The organism is Amycolatopsis sp. NPDC051716, from assembly GCF_040681595.1.
Taxonomy (GTDB): Bacteria; Actinomycetota; Actinomycetes; order Mycobacteriales; family Pseudonocardiaceae; genus Amycolatopsis.
In genome coordinates this window covers 24,900-47,067 of sequence record NZ_JBFAZA010000051.1, presented here as the reverse complement: position 1 = coordinate 47,067, position 22,168 = coordinate 24,900, and the positions used below count along the sequence as shown (strand labels likewise).

General features: G+C 70.9%; 19 protein-coding genes. 6 read left to right on the top strand and 13 right to left on the bottom strand.

Going from position 1 to position 22,168, the window contains the following annotated elements; all coding sequences use genetic code 11:
- The first annotated feature begins 56 nt into the window (after positions 1 to 56).
- Positions 57 to 530 carry a hotdog fold domain-containing protein gene (locus tag AB0M30_RS43120; protein WP_364597097.1) on the top strand — a complete coding sequence of 158 codons (474 nt, stop codon included), beginning with the start codon at positions 57 to 59 and terminating at the stop codon, positions 528 to 530.
- On the opposite strand, the gene AB0M30_RS43115 is transcribed toward AB0M30_RS43120, so the two are convergent.
- The 4 genes from AB0M30_RS43115 to rfbC all read right to left on the bottom strand — a co-directional run bounded on the left by AB0M30_RS43115 (position 527) and on the right by rfbC (position 2,850).
- On the bottom strand, positions 527 to 1,186 hold the full coding sequence (locus AB0M30_RS43115; RefSeq protein WP_364597094.1) for a hypothetical protein: 660 nt from the start codon (positions 1,184 to 1,186) through the stop codon (positions 527 to 529). The two genes, AB0M30_RS43120 and AB0M30_RS43115, sit on opposite strands and share 4 nt — an antisense overlap.
- Positions 1,187 to 1,256: 70 nt before the next feature.
- A complete protein-coding gene (locus tag AB0M30_RS43110; protein ID WP_364597091.1) occupies positions 1,257 to 1,691 on the bottom strand; it encodes a MarR family winged helix-turn-helix transcriptional regulator in 435 nt (144 codons plus the stop codon).
- On the bottom strand, positions 1,688 to 2,161 hold the full coding sequence (locus tag AB0M30_RS43105; protein WP_364597088.1) for an SRPBCC family protein: 474 nt from the start codon (positions 2,159 to 2,161) through the stop codon (positions 1,688 to 1,690). The genes AB0M30_RS43110 and AB0M30_RS43105 overlap by 4 nt, the downstream gene beginning before the upstream one ends.
- A gap of 71 nt (positions 2,162 to 2,232) precedes the next feature.
- The gene (gene rfbC, locus AB0M30_RS43100; RefSeq protein WP_364597085.1) at positions 2,233 to 2,850 is read right to left on the bottom strand and encodes a dTDP-4-dehydrorhamnose 3,5-epimerase; all 618 of its coding nucleotides are present in this window, start codon (positions 2,848 to 2,850) and stop codon (positions 2,233 to 2,235) included.
- Between the two features lie 359 nt (positions 2,851 to 3,209).
- On the opposite strand from rfbC, the gene AB0M30_RS43095 reads away from it, so the two are divergent.
- A complete protein-coding gene (locus tag AB0M30_RS43095; protein ID WP_364597082.1) occupies positions 3,210 to 4,391 on the top strand; it encodes an NADP-dependent malic enzyme in 1,182 nt (393 codons plus the stop codon).
- 99 nt (positions 4,392 to 4,490) lie between these two features.
- Here AB0M30_RS43095 and AB0M30_RS43090 read toward each other — a convergent pair whose 3' ends face one another.
- Positions 4,491 to 5,900: a bis-aminopropyl spermidine synthase family protein gene (locus AB0M30_RS43090; protein WP_364597079.1), complete on the bottom strand. Its 1,410-nt coding sequence runs from the start codon at positions 5,898 to 5,900 to the stop codon at positions 4,491 to 4,493.
- A gap of 93 nt (positions 5,901 to 5,993) precedes the next feature.
- Here AB0M30_RS43090 and AB0M30_RS43085 point away from each other — a divergent pair, with 93 nt between their 5' ends.
- The 4 genes from AB0M30_RS43085 to AB0M30_RS43070 are packed head-to-tail and all read left to right on the top strand — an operon-like array spanning position 5,994 to position 9,293.
- The gene (locus tag AB0M30_RS43085; RefSeq protein ID WP_364597076.1) at positions 5,994 to 7,079 is read left to right on the top strand and encodes an ATP-binding cassette domain-containing protein; all 1,086 of its coding nucleotides are present in this window, start codon (positions 5,994 to 5,996) and stop codon (positions 7,077 to 7,079) included.
- A complete protein-coding gene (locus tag AB0M30_RS43080; RefSeq protein WP_364597073.1) occupies positions 7,076 to 7,744 on the top strand; it encodes an ABC transporter permease subunit in 669 nt (222 codons plus the stop codon). The genes AB0M30_RS43085 and AB0M30_RS43080 overlap by 4 nt, the downstream gene beginning before the upstream one ends.
- Positions 7,741 to 8,424 (top strand): ABC transporter permease subunit, encoded by a 684-nt coding sequence (locus AB0M30_RS43075; protein ID WP_103341251.1) that lies wholly within the window; start codon positions 7,741 to 7,743, stop codon positions 8,422 to 8,424. Before AB0M30_RS43080 ends, AB0M30_RS43075 begins: the two co-directional genes overlap by 4 nt.
- Positions 8,421 to 9,293 (top strand): ABC transporter substrate-binding protein, encoded by an 873-nt coding sequence (locus AB0M30_RS43070; protein WP_364597070.1) that lies wholly within the window; start codon positions 8,421 to 8,423, stop codon positions 9,291 to 9,293. The genes AB0M30_RS43075 and AB0M30_RS43070 overlap by 4 nt, the downstream gene beginning before the upstream one ends.
- Here the strand turns inward: AB0M30_RS43070 and AB0M30_RS43065 are convergent.
- The 8 genes from AB0M30_RS43065 to AB0M30_RS43030 all read right to left on the bottom strand — a co-directional run bounded on the left by AB0M30_RS43065 (position 9,290) and on the right by AB0M30_RS43030 (position 22,168).
- Positions 9,290 to 9,895 (bottom strand): LysE family translocator, encoded by a 606-nt coding sequence (locus AB0M30_RS43065; protein WP_103341253.1) that lies wholly within the window; start codon positions 9,893 to 9,895, stop codon positions 9,290 to 9,292. The genes AB0M30_RS43070 and AB0M30_RS43065 overlap by 4 nt on opposite strands.
- 55 nt (positions 9,896 to 9,950) lie before the next feature.
- Entirely contained in the window at positions 9,951 to 10,931 is a 981-nt protein-coding gene (locus AB0M30_RS43060; RefSeq protein WP_364597066.1) for an LLM class flavin-dependent oxidoreductase, read from the bottom strand.
- A 13-nt stretch (positions 10,932 to 10,944) separates the two neighbouring features.
- Positions 10,945 to 11,463, bottom strand: coding sequence for an N-acetyltransferase (locus AB0M30_RS43055; RefSeq protein ID WP_364597063.1), 519 nt, complete (start codon positions 11,461 to 11,463; stop codon positions 10,945 to 10,947).
- Positions 11,464 to 11,675: 212 nt separating this feature from the next.
- A complete protein-coding gene (locus tag AB0M30_RS43050; RefSeq protein WP_364597060.1) occupies positions 11,676 to 15,386 on the bottom strand; it encodes a multifunctional oxoglutarate decarboxylase/oxoglutarate dehydrogenase thiamine pyrophosphate-binding subunit/dihydrolipoyllysine-residue succinyltransferase subunit in 3,711 nt (1,236 codons plus the stop codon).
- Positions 15,387 to 15,618: 232 nt separating this feature from the next.
- The gene (locus AB0M30_RS43045) at positions 15,619 to 16,131 is read right to left on the bottom strand and encodes a DUF4291 family protein (protein ID WP_364597057.1); all 513 of its coding nucleotides are present in this window, start codon (positions 16,129 to 16,131) and stop codon (positions 15,619 to 15,621) included.
- A gap of 254 nt (positions 16,132 to 16,385) precedes the next feature.
- The gene (locus tag AB0M30_RS43040; RefSeq protein ID WP_364597054.1) at positions 16,386 to 20,132 is read right to left on the bottom strand and encodes an ABC transporter ATP-binding protein; all 3,747 of its coding nucleotides are present in this window, start codon (positions 20,130 to 20,132) and stop codon (positions 16,386 to 16,388) included.
- A gap of 96 nt (positions 20,133 to 20,228) precedes the next feature.
- On the bottom strand, positions 20,229 to 21,110 hold the full coding sequence (locus AB0M30_RS43035) for an ABC transporter permease (protein ID WP_364597052.1): 882 nt from the start codon (positions 21,108 to 21,110) through the stop codon (positions 20,229 to 20,231).
- Positions 21,110 to 22,168 carry an ABC transporter ATP-binding protein gene (locus tag AB0M30_RS43030; protein WP_103341258.1) on the bottom strand — a complete coding sequence of 353 codons (1,059 nt, stop codon included), beginning with the start codon at positions 22,166 to 22,168 and terminating at the stop codon, positions 21,110 to 21,112. The genes AB0M30_RS43035 and AB0M30_RS43030 overlap by 1 nt, the downstream gene beginning before the upstream one ends.

Here is a 22,168-nt window from a genome sequence, read left to right as displayed (position 1 = left end):
CGCCGGCTGGCCCTCTGGTTTGCTACTGAGCGGTAGCTTAGCTTGAGGAGATCTTCATGTCCCAGACGCCGACGTTCGCGATGTGGCACAAGCTGGCCGGGAAGCCGGGCGGGAAACAGCTGTTCAGCGCCGCGATGTGCCTCCGGGTGCCGTACTTCCGCACGGTGCTGCCCTCGGTGCGCGAGCTGCGGCCGGGCCACTGCGAGGTCACCGCGCCGAAGTGGTGGGGTGTTTACAACCACATCCGCACCTTCCACGCGATCGCCGCCTGCAACCTGGCCGAGATCGCGATGGGCATGCTCGCCGAGGCGACCGTCCCCACCACGCACCGCTGGCTGCCGAAGGGCATGACCGTCGAGTACGTCGCGAAGGCCGAGACGGGCCTGCGCGCGGTGGCGGCCCTGCCCGCGCTGCCGGAATTCGGCGACGAAGGCTTCGACCTCGAGGTCCCGGTGACCATTTCGGACACGAACGGCAAGTCCGTGGTCACCGGGACGATCACCATCTGGGTGACGCCGAAGAAGCGTTAGAGCTGCTTGTACTGCACGTACGTCGTCTGGTGGAACGTGTTCTGCCCGGTCGGCGACGGCAGCCCCAGCTTCCGGTCGACGAGCTCGCCGAGCGGGCCGCAGCCGTGCGTCGCCGGGACGGCCAGATCCGGGTCCACGACGCCGAAGTGGAACGTCGGCGGGTTCTTGGAGAGCACCACCGGCGGCAGCGCCGGGTCGTCGTGGACGACGGTGTGCATCGGCGCGGCCGCCGTGCCGATGCTGCATTCCCGGCGCAGCAACGGGTGCCGCAGCACCGCGTAGACGTCCAGCTCGCCGCGGCGGGTGTCGTTGCCCTGGAAGTCCGAGTAGCCGCCGTAACGCAGCTGGAGCGTCGTGCCGGTCAGGCCGGGCACGCGCACCGGCTCGTGCCGCAGCGCGCCGAACGCCTGCGCGTACTGGCCGTTCACCCGGCCTTCGCTGAACGTCAGCCGCATTTCCCCCAGGGGGATCTCCTGGCTGCCGATCGTCAGCTTTCCTTGTGAGACAAACGCTTCACAGCGCCAGGTGCCCGGGTCGGCGTTCGACGGCGGTGCCGGGCAGTCGGTGAAGTCGAATGTTGGAAGTTCGTCCGCGGACGCGGTTCCCGGCAGCAAAGCCAGTGCGACCGCGGCCGCCCCCAGTGCGAGAAGTTTCATGGCGGTGAGCCTGCTCGGATCGCGCGACCGGGACATCCGGGATCGTCCCCAGGGAAAGCCCCGGGATTCGTCAGGGCCCGAGCCGGGCCAGTGCGTCGACGAAGCCGTCGTCGGTGGCCGCGAAGAACTCGGCGTCCGCGGCCTCGACGTCCTTCAGCGCCTTCGCGACCAGTTCGAGGCCGGCCGGGGTGACTTCCAGGCGCTTCGCGCGGGCGTCGGCCGGGTCGTCGGCGCGGGCCAGGAGGCCGCGATCGGCGAGCTTGCGGACGACCTGGCTGGTCATCATCGTGTCGGTGCCGGCCTGGTCGGCGAGCTGCCGCTGGGTCGGTGGCTCGCCCGAGCGGGTGAGCCACCACGTCGTCGTCAGCAGCACGAACTGGACGTGCGTGAGGTCGTGCGGGGCCAGCGCGGCCCGCATTGCCCGCTGCCAGGCCAGCGTCACGCGCCACAGCAGGAAGCCGGGGCTGCGCTCGGGGCCGGGCAGGCGGGACTCGGGGGCGGTCATACCTGCGATCCTGCCCTCGGGGGGTTCCGGGTGGCGGAGCTCCCGGCCTCGGGCGAAGCCCCGGATGTCGCAGCCTCGGCAAGACGGGCCAACGCGCGCATGGCGTCCGGGGTGTCCGACGTGACCTGCGGGCCGAAGCCCTCCGGGCCGTCGATCGTGACGCGGTAGGTGATCCGCGTGCCGCCGTCGATGTCGGTCAGGACGTGCTCGAACCGCAGGTGCGCGTCCGGCAGCACGGTCTCGTCGGTGAAGCTCCGGCCCTCGGTGACCTCGGTGAGGGTGAACGGGATCGGCGGTATGCCGTCCATCGTCATCGTGCCGCTGGATCCGGGGGCGAAGGGGCCGTCGAGGACCACCGACCGGACGCCGGCGTCCCACTCCGGCCAGCGGCCCGTGTCGGCCCAGAGCGGCCAGATCGCGGCGGCGGGGGCGGCGGAGTTCTCACTGTGCTCGTACTCGTAAAGTGCCATGCGAGCAGACTATATGCACGCATACTAATTGCGCAAGCGGCCAAGCGGCCGGGATCGGGCAAGGCGATCGGTCAGGGGGACTGGTCAGGGGCCGAGCGGAGTTTGTCGTAGTAGGCGAGGCAGTCCGCGTACATCGGGAGGAGCCCCTGTTCCTCGGCTTCGGCCAGGGTCGGCGCGACGCGGTCCTTGTCCGAGATGATCTGCTCGATGTCCGCGGGCCAGGGCAGGTCCAGCGCGGGGTCGAGCGGGGTGATGCCGTGCTCGCCGGTGGGGTTGTACGGCTCCGAGCACATGTACGTCATCACGGTGTCGTCCTCGAGGGCGACGAAGCCGTGGCCGAGCCCTTCGGCGAGGTACATGGCGCGGAAGTCGCGCGAGTCGAGCACGACCGCGTCCCACCGGCCGAAGGTCGGCGAACCGACGCGGACGTCGACGATGACGTCGAGCAGCGACCCACGCGGGCAGTAGACGTACTTGGCCTGGCCGGGCGGGGTGTCGGCGAAGTGGATGCCGCGGATGGTGCCGCGCCGGGACACGCTGTGGTTCGACTGGCCGAGCCGCAGCGGGTGGCCGACCGCATTGCGGAAGGCGTCCTCCTGGAAGGGGGCGATGAACAGGCCCCGCTCGTCGGGGAACGCCCGGGGCGAGAACTCGAAGGCGTCCGGGACGCTCAGCGGGCGGAATTGCATGACATCACCATATCGGGCGCCAACAAAACCGGACGGACGTCTTGGGAATTGCCGGTGAATCGGCTCCGGTGTGACATCAACCGCACCGAGGGGTCACCGGCGGCGGAGGACCTGTCACAATGAACGAACCGCCGCGTCCGCGGCCATCGCCAGACCCACGGCACCGATGGCCGACGTGACGCCTCGCCGACAGGCCGGCGCTACCGCGCTGGGCTGCCGTGCCGGGATATCCCACGGTTTCCCCCTGCGGACCGTGGTCCCAGCCCGCATGCCCAGGAGAAATTCCAGTGACCCGAGTCCGAACCGCGAGTTCCGTCATTCCCACTGGACGAATGACGGAAACGACGACAGGAAACCCCATGACCGACCCCACCGGCGCCGCAGCGCCGGTCACCGACGAAGAGATCTTCACCGGGCACGAGGGCGGCAAGCTCTCGGTGGCGGCCACCCGCCCGATTTCCAGCCCCCGTGACCTTTCGATCGCCTACACCCCCGGAGTGGCGAAGGTGAGCCGCGCGATCGCCGAAGACGCGGCCAAAGCCAAGCGCTACACGTGGGCGGACCGGCTGGTCGTCGTGGTCAGCGACGGGACGGCGGTGCTCGGCCTCGGCGACATCGGCGCCAGCGCGTCGCTGCCGGTGATGGAGGGCAAGTCGGTGCTCTTCAAGACCTTCGGCGGGCTCGACTCGATCCCGCTGGTGCTGGACACCACCGACGTGGACGAGATCGTCGAGACGCTGGTGCGGCTGCGGCCGTCGTTCGGAGCGGTCAACCTGGAGGACGTCTCCGCGCCGCGGTGCTTCGAGCTGGAGGACAAGCTCAAGGAGGCGCTGGACTGCCCGGTCATGCACGACGACCAGCACGGCACGGCGATCGTGACGCTGGCCGCGCTGCGCGGCGCCAACCTGGTCCTCGACCGGGCGATCGCCGACCAGCGCGTGGTCGTCTCCGGCGCCGGCGCGGCGGGCGTGGCCTGCGCGAAGATCCTCCAGGAGGCCGGCATCGGCGACGTCACGGTGCTCGACTCCCGCGGCATCATCCACGCCGGTCGTGACGGCCTGAACCCGGTCAAGGAGCGGCTGGCCGCGACGACGAACAAGGCGGGTCTGCGCGGCGGCCTGGCGGAGGCGCTGGAAGGCGCGGACGTGTTCCTCGGCCTGTCGGGCGCGACGATCGACGAGTCGCTGCTGGCCCGGATGGCGGGTGGCGGCATCGTGTTCGCCCTGTCGAACCCGGACCCGGAAGTTCACCCGGACGTGGCCGCGCGGTACGCGTCGATCGTGGCCACCGGGCGGAGCGACTTCCCGAACCAGATCAACAACGTCCTGGCGTTCCCCGGCGTCTTCCGCGGTGCGCTGGACTCGGGTGCCCGGGCGATCACGGAGAACATGAAGCTGGCGGCCGCCGAGGCGATCGTGTCGGTGGCGATGGACGACCTGGGCCCGGACCGGATCGTCCCTTCGCCGCTCGACCCGCGGGTGGCCCCGGAGGTCGCCGCCGCGGTGGCGAAGGCGGCGGAAGCCGACGGCGTCACGGACTGAGTCTCAAGCGCCCCAATGTGGCCTTCGGTGCGTCAGACGCACCGAAGGCCACATTGGGTGCGTCTGACGCAACCAAGGCCACATTGGGGCGTTCGAGACTCAGCCGAGCAGTTCGGTCAGGCGGTGGCGGGGGACGTCGACCAGGCGCAGGTTCACCAGGTCCGCCGGGACGTCGAGGGAGACGTTCGCCAGCCGGGCGTGGGCGCGGGTCAGGACCTCGTCCTGGTGCGCCACCGCGTCCGCGACCACCACCGCGTGGCGGTTGTCCGGCGTGCTCCGCAGGTACCGCAGCGCGTACTTCCCCCGGACGAGTGAGGCGAGCGCCTCCTGGGCCGCCTGGTCCGCCAGGTCGGGGTGGGCGTTCGGCAGGAGCAACGCCAGGCGCCGGGCGTTCGTGCCCAGCAGCGTCCGCAACAGCCACGGGCCCGGGTCGCCCGAGAGGTCCATCGCCACCGCGTCGCCCTCCGGGCCGGAGATCGACCAGTCCACCGGCCGCGACTCCAGCGAAAGCCCGCTCGAGACCGCGATCTCCTTCAGCTTCTCCAGCAGCGCCGGTTTCGTCCCGGCCGCCTCCACCGACTGCGGGCCGTGCGTGTAGATCGCCTTGCCGCTGCGCATCTTCTTGGCCTTCGCCGTCGGCTGGCAGACGTACAGGTCCGCCGCGCTGCCGATCGCCTGCGCGCCGAAGTAGCGGTTGAAGCCCGGCAGGATCGCTTCGAACGTCAGCCCGAGCGTCGCCAGCGAGCGCTGGACCTGCGCGCCCAGCGCCGGGTGGCGCGGGCTGTAGCCGTAGGCCAGCAGCAGCCGTCCTTCGCTCGGCTCGCGCAGCGCCTGCACCCCGCGCGCCGCGAACAGCCCCATGCCTTCGGGCGTGTACGGCGGATCGCTGAACACGAGGTCGAAGCCGCTCGAGAGCGAGGGCGGCAGGCCGACGCGCAGGTCCGCGTGCACCGTCCGGATCTCGCGGCCGCCGCGGTCGTCGAGGTAGGCGAGCACGCGCTCGTCCAGGTCGACGACGGTCGGCGACGCCGACGGGCAGACCGCCCGCACCGCCAGCGACGTCAGGTCGTGGTCACCGAGGAACAGCAGGCGGGCCGAGGCGAGGTCGTACTGCGCGTCCAGCCAGAGCGCGCGGCGCAGCACGGTCTCCGGCGTGGCCTGCACGTGGTCGAGCGCGGCCAGCGGTGCCGGCACCTCGGCCACCCACTCGGCGATCTTCGGCAGCAGTTCGTGCGCCGCGACGGCTTCGTCGAGCGGATCGGCGTAGCGCGGCGCGTGGTACTGCAGGTACGACGCCGCGACGCCGGGCGAGATGCGCAGGCGGTCGCCGCTGCGGTCCAGGTCGTCGCCGAGGGCGGCGAGGACGGCCTCCACGCTGCGCCGCGGCGCTGTGCTCAGCCGGACCAGCTCGCCGAGGTCGTGGTCGCCGGTGCGCAGCAGGTCGAGGACGCGGTACAGCGGGCGGACGCCGACGCCGTGCGCGGCGAGGACGTCGTCGAGTGCCTTCACGGGCTCCGAGCCTAGCCAACCACCTGCCGGAACAGCGTGCCAACCACCGCCGACTCGGCTACGGTCGAACCGACCGGGACATGGGGAGTGGCTGTGACCATCGAATTCCGCGACGTGACCAAGCAGTATCCGGATGGGACGGTCGCCGTCGACAAGCTGAACCTCACGGTCGAAGACGGCACGATCACCGTGTTCGTCGGCCCGTCGGGCTGCGGCAAGACGACGTCGCTGCGGATGATCAACCGGATGGTGGAGCCGACCGGCGGCCAGGTGCTGCTGGACGGCAAGGACGTCGCCGAGGGCGACCCGGCGCTGCTGCGCCGCGGCATCGGCTACGTCATCCAGCACGCCGGCCTCTTTCCACATCGGACAGTGCTGGACAACATCGCCACGGTGCCCCTGCTTTCCGGCTGGGACAAGGCGAAGGCGCGCAAGCGGGCCGCCGAGCTGCTGGAGATCATCGGCCTGCCGGTCGAGCTCGGCAAGCGCTACCCGGCCCAGCTTTCGGGCGGTCAGCAGCAGCGCGTCGGCGTCGCCCGCGCGCTCGCCGCGGACTCGCCGGTGCTGCTGATGGACGAGCCGTTCTCCGCGGTCGACCCGATCGTGCGCGAGGACCTGCAGAACGAGCTGCTGCGGCTGCAGTCGCAGCTGGGCAAGACGATCGTGTTCGTCACCCACGACATCGACGAGGCGGTCCGGCTCGGCGACAAGGTGGCGGTGATGCGCGTCGGCGGCAAGCTCGCCCAGTACGGCACCCCCGCCGACGTCCTGCGGCACCCGGTGGACGACTTCGTCGCGTCGTTCGTCGGCCGGGACCGCGGCTACCGCGGCCTGTCGTTCCTCTCCGCCGAAGGCGTCGAGGTCAAGGAGCTGGAGCTGGTCGAAATCGGCTCCGCCGTTCCCGCGAGCGACGGCTGGCGGCTCGCGGTCAACACCGAGAAGCAGCCCCGCGGCTGGCTGCCCCCGAACTCCACTGTGGACGGTCCGCTCACCGAGGACGCCCTCGTGGCCGGGGGATCGCTCTGGGTGCGGGGGACGCCGATCCGCGGCGCGCTCGACGCGGCGCTGTCGTCGCCCGCCAGCCTCGGCGTGGTCGTGGACGACGACCACCGGGTGCTCGGCGGCGTCGTCGCGAGGCAAGTGCTGGACGTGATCGAGGCGACCCCGCAGGCGTCATGAGCTTCTTCGACGAGCTCGGGCGCTACCTGAGCAGCGCGAACAACCGCATCCAGATCCTCGGTGACCTGGGCGACCACGTGTACCTGGCGCTGCTCCCGCTGGTCGTCGGGATCGTCCTGGCGATCGCGGCGGGCTGGCTCGGCCACCGCTGGCGGCCCGCGCGGCAGGTGCTGATGGTGGTGGCCAACCTGCTCTACACGATCCCGTCGCTCGCGCTGTTCGTCGTCATCCCCGGCCTGATCGGGTCGAAGATCCTCGACAGCGTCAACGTCGTCGTCGCGCTGACGATCTACACCACGGCGCTGCTGGTCCGGCCGGTGCTCGACGCCCTCGACGCGGTGCCCGCGCCGGTGGTCGCCGCCGCGACCGCCGTCGGGTACAAGCCGGTGCGCCGCTTCTTCGCCGTCGAGCTGCCGTTGTCCGTGCCGGTGCTGGCGGCCGGCGTGCGGGTCGCGTCGGTCAGCAACATCAGCCTGGTCAGCGTCGGCGCGCTGATCGGCACCGGCGGCCTCGGCGTGCTGTTCACCGACGGCTTCCAGCGCGAGTACTTCTCGCCGATCGTGGTCGGCATCGTGCTGACCCTCCTGCTGGCGCTGATCGTCGACCTGGTGCTGGTGGGCTCGCGAAACCTGCTGACGCCGTGGACCCGGGTGGAGGCGCTGTGATCACCGATCTCGTCCGCTGGTTCGGCGACCCGGCGCACTGGTCCGGGCCCGACGGCATCCCGCAGCGGCTGCTGGAACACCTCGGCTACACCGCGTTGTCGCTGGTGATCGCCCTGGTCATCGCGGTGCCGCTGGGCCTGTTCGTCGGCCACACCGGCCGCGGCGGCGTCGCGCTGGTGAGCGCCGGCAACGCCATCCGCGCGCTGCCGACGCTCGGGCTCGTCACGTTCCTGTTCCTGCTCTTCACCGAGAGCGTCACCTCGACGATCATCGGGCTCGTCGTGCTGGCCGTCCCGCCGATCCTGGCCGGGACGTACGCCGGGCTGCAGGCGACCGACCACGGCGTGGTCGACGCCGCCGAGGGCGTCGGGATGACCGGCTGGCAGCGGCTGTGGCAGGTCGAGGTGCCGATCTCGCTGCCGCTCGTGCTCGGCGGCATCCGCAACGCCGTGCTCCAGCTCGTCGCGACCGCCGCGGTGGCCGCGTACGTCGGACTCGGTGGCCTGGGCCGGTTCCTGCTCGACGGACTGGCCATTTTGGACTATTCCGAGGTCATCGCGGGCGCGTTGCTGACGACGTTGCTGGCCATCGTCCTGGACCTGCTCTTCGCGGTGCTGAACCGGGCCCTGGTGCCCCGGGGCGTCCGGCTCGCGGCGGCTGTGAAGAAGGTGGCGGCGTGAAGCGGCTGGTCGTGCTGGCGGTCCTGGTGTTGGCGGCCGGCTGTGGCAACCCGCTGGCGGGCGGCGGTGAGGGCGGCGCTTCCGGGGACATCATCATCGGAGCGTCCGACGTCGGCGAAAGCCTGCTGCTGGCCCAGATCTACGCCGGGGCGCTGCGGGACGCGGGCGCGACCAACGTGACCGTGCGGCCGCCGGTCGGCAGCCGCGAGGTCGTCGTCAAGGCGCTGCAGGACAAGTCGCTGTCGGTCGTGCCGGACTACAGCGGCAACCTGTTGCGCTACTTCGACAAGAACACCACCGCGACGACGTCCCAGGACGTCTACGCGCAGTTGCGGCAGAAGATCCCGCCCGGCTTCGAGGTGCTGGACCAGGCACCGGCGGAGGACAAGGACCTGCTCGTCGTCGGCCCGCAGCTGGCGTCTTCCGGGGTGAAGACGTTCTCGGACCTGGGGCGGCGCTGCCGCGAGCTGGTGTTCGGCGGGCCCGGCCAGTGGAGCAGCCGCTGGAAGGACAAGATCAAGTCGCTGTACGGCTGCGAGTTCAAGGAAATCCGTACGACGGACACGGGCGGCCCGGTGACGGTGGCGGCGCTGAAGTCCGGCGACGTGCAGGTGGCGGACCTGTTCAGCACGTCCTCGACGATCGCGGCGAACGGGTTCGTGCCCCTGGCCGACGACAAGAACATGTTCCCGGCGCAGAACATCGTGCCGCTGGTGGCGCGGGGGACGCTGTCCCCGCGTGAGGTGGCGGCGCTGAACCGCGTGTCGGCGGCGCTGACGACCGAGCAGCTGACGCGGCTGAACGTCGAGTTCACCGAGGAGAAGCGCAACCCGCTGGACATCGCGGAGGACTTCCTCGCCCGGGCTTAGTGGTCGACGGCCAGCTTCACGCCGAGGCCGATGAAGATGCCGCCGGTGGCGACCTCGATGCGGCGCTGGTTCTTCTTCCGCCGGACCCAGCCGCCGAGGCGGCCGGCGAGGACGCCGACCGTGCCGTCGACGAGGAACTCGAACACGATCATGATCGCGCCGAGGACCGCGAACTGCAGCCAGACGTGGCCTTTCGCCGGGTCGATGAACTGCGGCAGGAAGGCGATGGTGAAGGTGACCATCTTCGGGTTGAGCAGGTTGGTGAGCAGGCCGCTGAGGTAGGCGCGGTCGCTTTTCCGCTCGACGAGCGGCTTGCGGTTCCGGATGGCCTGGACACCCAGGTAGATGAGGTAGCCGGCCCCGGCGACCCGCACGACGGTGAAGGCCACGGGCACGGCGGCGAAGAGCGCGGCCAGCCCGGCCGCCGCGACGGCGACGTGGATGGCTTCACTGGTGGCGACCCCGGCGGTGGCGAGCAGGCCGGCCTTCGGGCCGCCGCGCATGCCGCAGCCGAGGATGAAGAGCATGTCCGGGCCCGGGGTGACCATCGCGATCGCGGTGGTGACGAGGAAGGCCAGGAGGAGGTGCTGGTCGACCGGCATGGCTCGATCGTGGCACGCCGGTCGTCCCGCACGAACTCCTTTTCCGGGAACGGCCTCAGCCGCGCACGGCCGACGCCACCCGGGCCGCGTCCTCGATGCCCCGCTCCGGGGGCTCCTCCGGCAGCGGCAGCAGCACCACCGAACCGCTGCCGGCCTCGTGCAGCGCGCGGACCGCCGCCGCGCAGGTGTCCACGTCGCCGCAAACGGCCAGACGGTCGATCCACTCCGGACGCAGGCCCGCCGCCAGATCGTCCACTGTGGACGCCGAGTCCAGCAGGGCCAGCAGCTCCCCGGCGAACGGCAGGCCCTCCACCTGCACCCGCGATCCCGGGGTCAGGGACTCCGCGACCGTCAGGCGCGCCCGCTCGCGGTCGCCCAGGGCCAGCCAGTTGTACGTCACCACCGCGTGGTGGGCCGGCGCGCCTTCCGCCGCGCGGCCCGGTGCGATGCCCGCCAGCGCCGTCCGGACGTACTCCGGCGGGGCCGGCTCGGCGAGGATCGTGCCGTCCGCCGCCGCGCCCGCGACCGCCAGGGACTTCGGGCGGCGGACGCCCGCCACCAGCGGGGGCGGCGACGCCGGCGGGAACACCAGCTCGACCTCGTCCAGGTGGACGTGCAGGCCGTCCATCGAGACGCGCTCGCCCGCCAGCAGCCGCCGGACCGCCAGCAGCGTCTCCTCCAGGGCCGCCAGCGGGGATGCCGGGTACGCCCCGATCTGCCGCATCCACGACGCGACGCCGTGGCCGAACCCGGCGATCAGCCGGTCCGGGTGCAGCTCGGCCAGCGCCGCGACCTCCATCGCCGCGATCGCCGGGTTGCGCGCCACCGCCGGCAGCACGCCGATGCCCACCTTGATCGTCGACGTCACCGCCAGCGCCGTCGCGACCGTGGCGACGCCGGCCGCCCAGAAACAGTCCTCGACCAGCCAGAGCTCGTCGAGACCCGCGTCTTCGGCTTGGCGCGCGAGGTCGCGCAGCTTGGCCGGCGGCTGCTCGCGGTTGATCCGCACCCCCACGGACGAGGTCGGTGTGTACACGCGCGGCTCCTGTTCAGATCCGGGAGAACGCGGGCGCGTACTCGAACGCGCCCGCCTGGGTTGGTGCGTACGCGGAGAGGGTCCGCGCCTGGAAGTACCGGCCCCACCGCGGGTCCGGGGCCGTGATCGCCAGGTCCGCCGCCGGCACGAACCCGAATCGCGAGTAGTAGGCGGGCTCGCCGACCAGGACGACCAGGCCGTGGCCGAGGGCGTCGGCCGCGGCGACCACGGCGTGCACCAGCGCGGAGCCGACACCGCTCGTTTGGTGCGCGGGCAGCACGCCGAGCGGCCCGAGCCCGACGGCGGCCTTCTTGTCGTCGCCGAGGCGGGCGCGGCTGCAGCACACGTGCCCGACGACTTCGCCGTCGTGGAGGGCCACCAGCGACAGGGCGTTGATCAGGTCGCCTTCGGCGCGGAGTTCGTCGACGAGGGGCGCTTCGACCGGGGTGACGTTCGCTTCGCGCCGGAAGGCCTCGCTGTGGACGGCGTGGATCGCCGCCTGGTCAGCGGCTGTCTCGCGGCGGATCAGCATGATCGCCACCTTGCCGTGAACCGGCTGCGGATGGCAATCGGGTTTGGGCTGCGCCCCCGGTTTCCACGCTACCGGAGGGCACCGACAGTTCCGGGCGGGCGACGAAGCCCGGGTGGGCGACGAAGCCGGGCAGGCGACGAATTCCGGCGGACCACGACGAAGGCCTCCTCACCGGCGGACCGGGGAGGAGGCCTTTGTCAGGCTTCAAGCGATCAGTCGAACGCCTTCGAGATCAGCGCCTTCTGCTCGACCTCGTGCACCTTCGACGAACCCGCCGACGGAGCCGCCATCGGGCGGCGGGAAACGACCTGCAGGCCCGAGAGCACCTCCGGGAACTTCCGGGGCAGGTTCAGGCCGAAGAACGGCCACGCACCCTGGTTCTCCGGCTCCTCCTGGACCCACGCGACCTGCGTCGCGTTCGTGTAGCGCTCCAGCGCCGCCAGCAGCTTCTTCTTCGGCAGCGGGTAGTACTGCTCGATCCGCACGATGGCGACGTCGTCGGCCTCGCGCTTCGTCCGCTCGGCCACCAGCTCCCAGTACAGCTTCCCGGAGGTCAGCAGCACCTTGCGGATCTTCGCCGGGTCCGGGGTGACGTCGTCGATGACGGACATGAAGCGGCTTTCGCCGGTGAAGTCCTCGGTCGGCGAGGTCGCGGCCTTGTTGCGCAGCATCGACTTCGGCGTGAAGACGACCAGCGGGCGCTGGATGCCGTCGAGGGCGTGGCGGCGCAGCAGGTGGAAGTAGTTCGCCGGGGTCGACGGCACCGCCACCGTCATCGAGCCCTCCGCGCACAGCGAGAGGAAGCGCTCGATGCGGCCGGACGTGTGGTCCGGGCCCTGGCCCTCGTGGCCGTGCGGCAGCAGCAGCACGACGTCCGAGCGCTGGCCCCACTTGGCCTCGCCCGAGGAGATGTACTCGTCGATGACCGTCTGGGCGCCGTTGACGAAGTCGCCGAACTGCGCTTCCCACATGACCAGCGACTCGGGGTTGGCCACCGAGTAGCCGTACTCGAAGCCGACGGCCGCGTACTCCGACAGCGCCGAGTCGTAGATCATCACGCGGCCCTGGCCGTCGGCCAGGTTCTGCAGCGGCGAGTACTCCTGGCCGGTCTTGCGGTCGATGAACACCGAGTGCCGCTGGGTGAACGTGCCGCGGCGCGAGTCCTGGCCGGACAGCCGGACCAGGCGGCCCTCCATTGCCAGCGACCCGAACGCCAGCAGCTCGCCGAACGCCCAGTCGATGTCGCCCTCGCGGGACATCTTGTGGCGGCGCTCCATGACCGGCTTGACGCGCGGGTGCGGGGTGAAGCCCTCCGGCACGTTCACGAACGCGTCGCCGATGTGCTCCAGCGTCTTGCCGGTGATCGCCGTCGCCACCTTGGCCGGCACCTGCTGCTCCTCCTCGACGGAGGGGCTGGCCTTCGCCGGGTGCTTCTCCAGCTCGCGCACCTCGTTGAAGACGTGCTCCAGCTGGCTCGAGAAGTCGCGCAACGCGGCCTCGGCCTCTTCGACGGAGATGTCACCGCGGCCGATCAGCGACTCGGTGTAGGTCTTCCGCACCGAACGCTTGGTGTCGATGATGTCGTACATCGCCGGCTGCGTCATCGAGGGGTCGTCACCCTCGTTGTGGCCGCGGCGGCGGTAGCAGATCAGGTCGATGACGACGTCCTTGTGGAACGCCTGGCGGTACTCGACGGCCAGCTTGGCCACCCAGTGCGCGGCCTCCGGGTCGTCGCCGTTCACGTGGAAGATCGGCGAACCGATCATCTTCGCGACGTCGGTGGCGTACTGCGACGAGCGCGAGTGCTCCGGCGCGGTCGTGAAGCCGACCTGGTTGTTGACGATGACGTGCACGGTGCCGCCGGTGCGGTACCCGCGCAGCAGCGACAGGTTCAGCGTCTCGGCGACGACGCCCTGGCCCGCGAAGGCCGCGTCGCCGTGCATCAGGACCGGCAGCACGGTGTAGCCCTCGCCGCCCTTGTCCAGGAGGTCCTGCTTCGCGCGGACGATGCCCTCGAGCACCGGGTCGACGGTCTCCAGGTGCGAGGGGTTCGCCGTCAGCGACACCTTCGTCTCGCCGTCGCCGAACATGCGGAAGTACTTGCCCTCGGCGCCGAGGTGGTACTTCACGTCACCGGAGCCGTGCGCCTGGCCCGGGTCGAGGTTGCCCTCGAACTCCTGGAAGATCTGGCTGATCGGCTTGCCGACGATGTTGGCCAGGACGTTCAGCCGGCCGCGGTGCGGCATGCCGATGACGACCTCGTCGAGCTCGTGCTCGGCGGCCTTGTCCAGCAGCGTGTCGAGCAGCGGGATCGCCGTCTCGCCGCCTTCGAGCGAGAACCGCTTCTGGCCGACGTACTTGGTCTGCAGGAACGTCTCGAACGCCTCGGCGGCGTTCAGCTTCGAGAGCACGTACTTCTGGACCGCGGGGTCCGGCTTCTCGTGCGGGATCTCGACGCGCTCCTGGATCCAGCGGCGCTCCTCGGGGTCGAGGATGTGGGTGTACTCGATGCCGACCGTGCGGCAGTACGAGTTGCGCAGCACGCCCAGGATGTCGCGCAGCTTCATCCGCTCCTGGCCGGCGAAGCCGCCGACCGGGAACTCGCGGTCGAGGTCCCAGAGCGTCAGGCCGTGGGACAGCACGTCCAGGTCCGCGTGGCTGCGCTGGCGGTAGTTCAGCGGGTCGGTGTCGGCCATCAGGTGGCCGCGCATCCGGAACGCGTCGATCAGTTCGATCACGCGGGCGGTCTTGTCGACCGGGCCGTCCGGGATGTCGGCGACCCAGCGGATCGGCTCGTACGGCAGGCGCAGGCTGGTGAAGACGTCGTCGTAGAAGCCGTCTTCGCCGAGCAGCAGCTGGTGGATGCGCTTGAGGAACTCGCCCGACTCCGCGCCCTGGATGATGCGGTGGTCGTACGTCGAGGTCAGCGTCATGATCTTGCTGATGCCGAGGTCGACCAGCGTCTTCTCGCTGGTGCCCTCGAACGCCGCCGGGTACTGCATGGCGCCGACGCCGATGATGGCGCCCTGGCCGGCCTGCAGGCGCGGCACCGAGTGGTTGGTGCCGATGCCGCCCGGGTTGGTCAGCGAGATCGTGGTGCCGGAGAAGTCGTCGGCCGTCAGCTTGTTGTTGCGGGCCTTCTTGACGATCTCCTCGTAGGCCTGCCAGAACTGCAGGAACGACATGTCCTCGACGCCCTTGACCGAGGCCACGACGAGGTTGCGCGACCCGTCCTTGCCCTTCATGTCGATGGCGAGCCCGAAGTTGACGTGCTCCGGCGTGATCGCGAACGGCTTGCCGTCGATCTGCTGGTAGTGCCGGTTGAGGTTCGGGTAGTCCTTCAGCGCCCGCACCATGGCGTAGCCGATGAGGTGCGTGAAGGAGATCTTGCCGCCGCGGGTGCGCTTGAGGTGGTTGTTGATGACGATGCGGTTGTCCGCCATCAGCTTCGCCGGGACCGCGCGCACGCTGGTCGCGGTGGGGACGCTCAGCGAGGCGTCCATGTTCTTGGCGATGGCCGCCGCGGCGCCGCGCAGCTGCTTCGACTCCGGCTCTTCCTTCTTCGCCTCGGCCTTGGGCTCGGCCTTCGCGGCCGGCTTCGGCGCCGGCTTCGGGGCTGCCTTCGCGGGGGCCGGCTTCGCGGGCGCCGACGCGGTCGACGACTGCTTGGCCGCCGACTCCGCGTTCTGCACGGCCTTGGCCGAGGGCTGCGCCGCCTGGCCGTTGGCCGTCGGCTTGACTTCGGCCTGCTGCTGCCGGGCGGTGTCCGCCTTGGCCTGCGCGCTCTGCGTCGGCTTGAAGTCCGCGAAGAAGTCGTGCCAGGCGGCATCGACTGAAGATGGGTCTGCGAGGAACTGGTCGTACATCTCTTCGACCAGCCACTCGTTGGGGCCGAACTGTGACGCAGGGCTGCTGCTGGACACGGCTGGGGCTCGCCTCTATCCGTCTCGATCTCGATCTTGAATCCGCTGATGCGCCTACCAGGCTAACCCCCTCGGTGACCGCGATGTGATGGAACCGGCCTGTGTGAGGCGTGGCGCACTAGGGTATCGGTCACTGACTCGATCAAGATGTGCTAAGGGAACCTTAAGCCCTGGACCGGGTACAGGGTTCCCGGCCGGCCGGGATGGGGCCGCTCGATCGGAGGGCGCTCTCTCAGGGCGTGGCGTCGACGGCCTCGGCGAGGTCCTCGCCCAGCGGGTACGGCGGCTCGTGGGGGACGAGCTTGACGGCCAGGTGGAGCTGGTCGGTGGCCAGCAGCCCGGCGATGTCGCGCATCACCGGTGTGACATCGGTGACGGCGGTGATCCACTCGTCGACGGGTGCACCGTCGAGGCCGATCCGGATCGCCTGGAAGTTCAGCGCGGTGTGGTCCAGATCTCGCTCCGCTTCCCACCGGACGTGCCCGTGGGCCAGGGCCCACTCGAAGCCTTCGCGGGTGAGGTCGATCGCGAGGATGCGCTCGTGGCCGGGCTTGCGCCCGTTCTCGCTGCCGTGGGCCGCGAGCCGGAACGACGGCGTGACCTGCACCACCCCGCCCCGCTCGAAGGCCTGCTTCTCGAGCGCGGCATCGGCGACGGCGGGCGGGCACGCCTGGTAGACCCGGACGCTCGCCTCGGTCTGCGCCGCCCGCACCTGCCGGTCGGGAACCCGCTTCTCTTCGAACATGCCCGCCATGCTCCCAGCGCCCCGGCCACCCGGCCACGAACTTTCGTGCGTAAGCAGTCATCACCCGTGATTGGAGGGCCATCACCCGAGTTTGAAGGGTCGACTCGCGTGCCTGGAGGGTCGGCTTGCGTACCCAGGGGGTCGGCTCGCGTACCCAGGGGGTCGGTTTGCGTACCTGGAGGGTCGGCTCGCCATCCGACCCTCCAGGTACGCGAGCCGACGGTGCAGGTACGCGAGCCGACTGGTCCGGTACGTCAGCCGAGGGCCCAGAGGCGGGCGTAGGGGCCGTTGGCGGCCAGGAGCTCGGCGTGGGTTCCGGTTTCCACGATGCGGCCGTGGTCCAGGACCACGATGCGGTCCGCGCGGGCCGCTGTCGCGAGGCGGTGGGCGACCACGAACGTCGTGCGGCGGTGGGCCACCGTCTCCGTGGCCCGGAGGACCGCCGCCTCCGTCGAGGGGTCCAGGGCCGCCGTGGCCTCGTCGAGCAGGAGGACGTCCGGGTCCACCAGCTCCGCCCTCGCCAGGGCCACCAGCTGACGCTGGCCCGCCGACAGCGAGCGACCACGCTCGCCCACCGGCTGCAGGAAGCCCGCCGGGAGGGCCGCGACGCCGTCCAGCGCGCCCACCGCGCGGACCGCCGCCTCGACCTCCGCGTCGGACGCGGCCGGGCGGCCGTAGCGGACGTTGTCGGCCACCGTGCCCGAGAACAGGTGCGCCTCCTGCGGCACCACGCCCATCCGGCGGCGCATCCCGGCCAGCTCGTACTCGCGGACGTCCGTGCCGTCGATCCGGACCTCGCCGCCGGTGACGTCGTAGTAGCGCGCCACCAGCTTGACCGCCGTCGACTTCCCGGCGCCGGTCGCACCGACGAGCGCGATCGTCTCGCCGGCCGCGACGTCCAGCGAGAACTCCGCCAGCGCCGGAGTCTCGGCGCCGGTGTAGGAGAACTCGACCTCCTTGAACGAGACCTCGCCGCGCAGCCGCGCCGGCACCGCAACCGGCTTCTCCGCCGCCGGGACCGACGTCGGCGTCCGCAGCAGGTCGCCGATGCGGTTCAGGCCGACGCTCGCCTGCTGGTAGCCGTCGAACACCGCCGACAGCTGCTGGATCGGCGAGAAGAACTGCTGCAGGTACAGCAGGAACGCGAGCAGCACGCCGGCCGACAGCGTGCCCGCCGAGACGCGGCTTGCTCCAGCCACCAGCACCGTTGTGGTCGCCAGGTCCGACATCAGCGCCACCAGCGGGAAGTACGTCGCCACGTACCGCTGGGCCCGCAGCCGCGAGCGCCGGTAGTCGTCGCTGCGCGAAGCGAACGCCTCCGCGGAGCGGTCTTCGCGCGTGTACGCCTGCGCGACCCGCAACCCGCTGACGTTCTCCTGCATGTCCGCGTTGACGACGCTGACCCGCTCGCGAGCCTCGTTGTACGCCTTCGACGCCGAGCGCCGGAAGATCACCGTGGCCACCGCCAGCACCGGCACCATCGCCAGCGCGTACAGCGCCAGCCCGGCGTCGGTGACCAGCAGCGCGGCCGTGATCCCGGCCAGCGTCAACGCGCTGACCACCGCGGTGGCCAGCCCGGTCTGCAGGAACGTCGAGAGCGCGTCGACGTCCGTGGTCATCCGGGTCATGATCTTCCCGGACAGCTCACGCTCGTAGTAGTCGAGCCCGAGCCGCTGCAGGTGCGCGTAACTGCGGACGCGCAGCGCGTACAGCACCGTCTCGCCCACCCGGGATGTCAGCCTCGTCTGCGCGAAGACCACCAGCCAGTCGGCGGCGATGACCGCGGCGCCGATACCGGCGGCCAGCCAGATCATCCACTCGACGCCGGCGCGCACCCCGTGGTCGACGCCGAACTGGTACAGCCCGGGCAGCGCGATCGACGCCAGCGCGTCCGCCGCCACCAGCCCGATCACCAGGAACAGGGGCCCGCGGACCGGCCGCAGCAGCCCGGCCAGCCGGAACTTCGGGTCGGGCGCGGTGACGTCCACACCGGGCAGCTGCGGCTCGTCGACGGCGGGCGGGAGCTTGCGGACGCCCTCGATCAGCTCCGGCGTCGGCGGCACGTCCAGGCCGCCGCCCCCGCCGACGAACCCGCTGCTGTTCGGGTCGCCACTGCGCATCCGCGCGGCTTCGGCCAGTGCGTCGACCTCGTCCTGGCTCTCGTCCCGCGGCCACAGCGACGGCGTGACCCCGCCGGGGCCGCGATCGAGGCCCTCGCAGCGGTGCTTCTCTTCGACGTCATCGCCCGGGCCGGCCACGAGTTCGCGGAACAGCGGGCAGCGCGCCATCAGTTCCGACTCGGTGCCGACGTCGACGACGCGGCCTTCGTCCAGCACCGCGATCCGGTCGGCCAGGGCAAGGGTCGAGCGCCGGTGGGCGATCAGCAGGGTGGTCCGCGCCGCGGTCACCGAGCGCAGGGTGTCGTAGATCGCCGCTTCGGTAACCGTGTCGATGGCCGAGGTCGCGTCGTCGAGCACCAGGATCCGCGGGTCGGTGATCAGGGCCCTGGCCAGCCCGAGCCGCTGCCGCTGCCCGCCCGAGAGGGTCAGCCCGCGCTCGCCGACCAGCGTTTCGTAGCCGTCCGGCAGCGCGCGGATGAACCCGTCCGCCTCCGCGGCCCTGGCCGCGGCGACCACTTCTTCGTCGCTCGCGTCCGGACGGCCGTAGGCGATGTTGTCCCGGATCGAGGAGGAGAACAGGAACGCCTCCTCGAACACCACGCCGATCGCCTGCCGCAGCTGCCGCAACGGGACGTCACGGACGTCGAGGCCGCCGACCCGCACCGCGCCCTCGTGCACGTCGTAGAACCGGGGCAGCAGCAACGAGATCGTCGACTTCCCCGAGCCCGCGGTGCCGACCAGCGCGAGGGTCTCGCCCGGGTTCGCGGTGACCGAAAGACCGGCCAGCACCGGTTCGCTGCGGGTGTAGCCGAACCGGACGCCGTCGAGCTCCACGCCCAGCGGCCCCTCTGGCAGCGGCCGCGCGTCCGGCGCGTCGGCGACCTCCGGCTGCGCGTCGATCAGCTCGTACACCCGCTCGGCGCCGGCGCGGGTCAGCTGGGCCTGCACGACCAGGCCGGAGAGCATCCGGGCCGGGCCGATCAGCGTCGCGAGGTAGGTGGCGAAGGCCAGGAACGTGCCGAGGGTGATGGACCCGTTCAGCGCGAGGACACCGCCGATGCCGAGCACGGCGACCTGGCCGGCGGCGGGCAGGGCGGCGGTGGTCGCCGTCGGGATCGCCGAGAGCTTCGCCGCGCGAAGCCGCTCCCCGAACAACTTGCGCGCGGTCCCTTCCAGCTTCGAGACTTCCCGCGTCTCCTGGCCGAAGCCCTTGACCACCCGGACGCCGGTGACGGTCTCTTCGACCTGCTGCGCGACGTCCGCCGCGCGCTGCTGCGCCGACCACGTCGCCGGGAAGAGGCGCTTGCGGCTGCGCGCCACGATGATGCCGACCGCGGGCGTGACGACCAGCGCGATCAGCGTCAGCACCGGCGACAGCCACAGCATCGCGACGAACGACAGCAGCGCGAAAACCACCGAGCCGAAGGACAGCGGGACCTGCATCAGGATCCCGGTCACCAGCTGCAGGTCGGAGATCGCGCGCGAGGCGACCTGGCCGGTGCGCAACGCGTCTTGCTTGCCGCCGTCCAGCCGCGAAACGGCGTTGAAGACGCGCTGGCGCAGATCGTGCTGCACGTCGAGGGCGAGCTTCCCGCCGAGGTAGCGGCGCGCGAACGCGGTGCCGAAGGCGATCAGCTGCAGCGCGACCAGGAAAACGGCGATCCCGGGCAGCCCGCCGGTGCGCCCGGCCACCGCGTCGTCCACCGCCGTGCGCACCAGCAACGGGCTGGCGGCCTGCACGCCGACGCCGAACGCGGCCGCGAGCAGCGACAGCACGACGAGCACACGGTGCTCCCACGCCGCCGCGGACAACCGGCGGATCCAGCCGGCTGTCTCGGTGGGTGGGAGCTCTTGACGGGAGCGGGGCGGAGCGACGGTCACGTTGTGACAGTAAGCGCCACCACCGACAAAATATTTCCTCGAACGCCAAGAAGGCCACCTCGAGCAACTCGAGGTGGCCTTCGCGGACAGCTGGGACTACGTGATGTCGCGCTTCTGGTTGCCCGCCCAGCCGAGGCCGAAGAAGAGCAACGTCCACCCGAAGAAGATCAGCGCCGAAGCCCACCACGAGATCACGCCCGGTGCGCCCGCCGCGAGCTGCAGGCCGAGCGCCGACCAGTGGTCGACGCCACCCGGCAGGTTGAGCGAGTTGATGCCGAACGCGTCCGCGGCGATCCCGCCCACGATCCCGTTCGCGGTGCCGTTCGGCAGCAGCCCGCCCAGGATGTCGGCCGGTCCCCAGAGCGCGATGACGAGCACGTTCTCCACGATCAGGAACCACACCAGGAACAGCACCACGGCCAGCGGCACGCTGCGCAGCACCGCGCCGAACCCGATGCCGAACAGCGTCACCAGCACCGAGGCCAGGATCGTCCCGCCGAGCGCGGCCAGCCACTGGCCGGCACTGGGCCACCGCCCGGAATCGACCGACACCATCACCGCGATCGCCGAGACGCCGAAGCTCACCAGGCCGTAGATCGCGCCCCACGCCACGTACGTCAGCATCTTCGCGGTCAGCGCCGTGACCCGGTTCGGCGCCGTCAGGAACGTCGTCGTGATCGTCTTGCTGCGGTACTCGCCGGCCAGCGCGAACACGCCGAACAGACCGGGAATCAGCTGCGCGATGTTCACGCCGTGCGCGAACGCCAGCAGCCCGACCGGCAGCTTGCTCGCGTCCAAGCCGACCGCACCCGCGACCTCGCGAGCATCGCTGGAGCCGATGAAGTCCGCGAAGTCGTTCGTGATCTTGCCCCACACGAACGTCAGCCAGAACGCCACCAGCGCCAGCGGGATCAGCAGCACCCACCACGTGTTCAGCGAGAGCGTCTTGCGGAACTCCGCCTTGATCAGGTTGCCCATCACTGCTGCGGTCCTCCCCAGTACTGCTGCTGCTGTTGCTGCTGCGGGCCCGACGGCGGACCCTGCTGGTAGTGCTGCTGCTGCGGCGGGTAACCGGGCGGCGGGCCCTGCTGGTACGGCGGCTGCGGCGGCGGATAGCCCGGCGCACCGGCGTACTGACCCTGCGTCAGCTGGAAGAACATCCGCTCCAGATCGGCGTGCTCCTCCTGCATCCCGTAGACCGCGATCCCGGCCTTCGCGGCCAGGTCGCCGATCTGCTGGACACTCGACCCGGCGACCGCCACCCGGCCGTCCGGCGTCGGCGACACCTGCTGGATGCCGTTCTCCTGCAACGCCTTCACCAGCGCCGCCGGATCCGCGGGCTGCACCAGCACCCGCGACTGCTGGCCCTTGCGCAGCTGCTCCAGCGGGCCGTAATACCGCGTGACGCCCTGGCTGATGATCACCACCTGGTCGATCAGCTGCTCGACCTCGTTGAGCAGGTGGCTCGAAACCAGCACGGTCCGCCGCTGCTCCCGCGCGTACGACCGCAAGAAGTTGCGCAGCCACAGGATGCCCTCGGGATCCAGGCCGTTCGTCGGCTCGTCGAGCACCAGCACCTGCGGGTCACCCAGCAGCGCCGTCGCCAGCGCCAGCCGCTGCCGCATACCCAGCGAGAACCCGCCCGCCTTCCGGTCCGCGGCGCTGCCCAAGCCCACTAGGCCGAGCACCTCGTCCGCCCGCCGATCCGGCACCCCGATGGCCGCCGCGTACACCCGGAGGTGGTTGCGAGCCGTCCGCCCCGGGTGGAAACCCTCGTTTTCCAAAACCGAGCCCACCACCCGCGCCGGATTCCCCAGCTGCGCGTGCGGCCGCCCGTTGATCGTCGCCGTCCCCGATGTGGGTGTCACCAACCCGAGCAACATGCGCAACGTCGTCGTCTTACCGGCGCCGTTCGGACCCAGGAAACCCGTCACCGAACCAGGTTCGACCGTGAAGCTCAGGTTCTGCACGGCGTTCACCTCGCCGAACCGCTTGCTCAGGTTCTGCACCACAATCCGGCCACTGCCGTCGTGCAT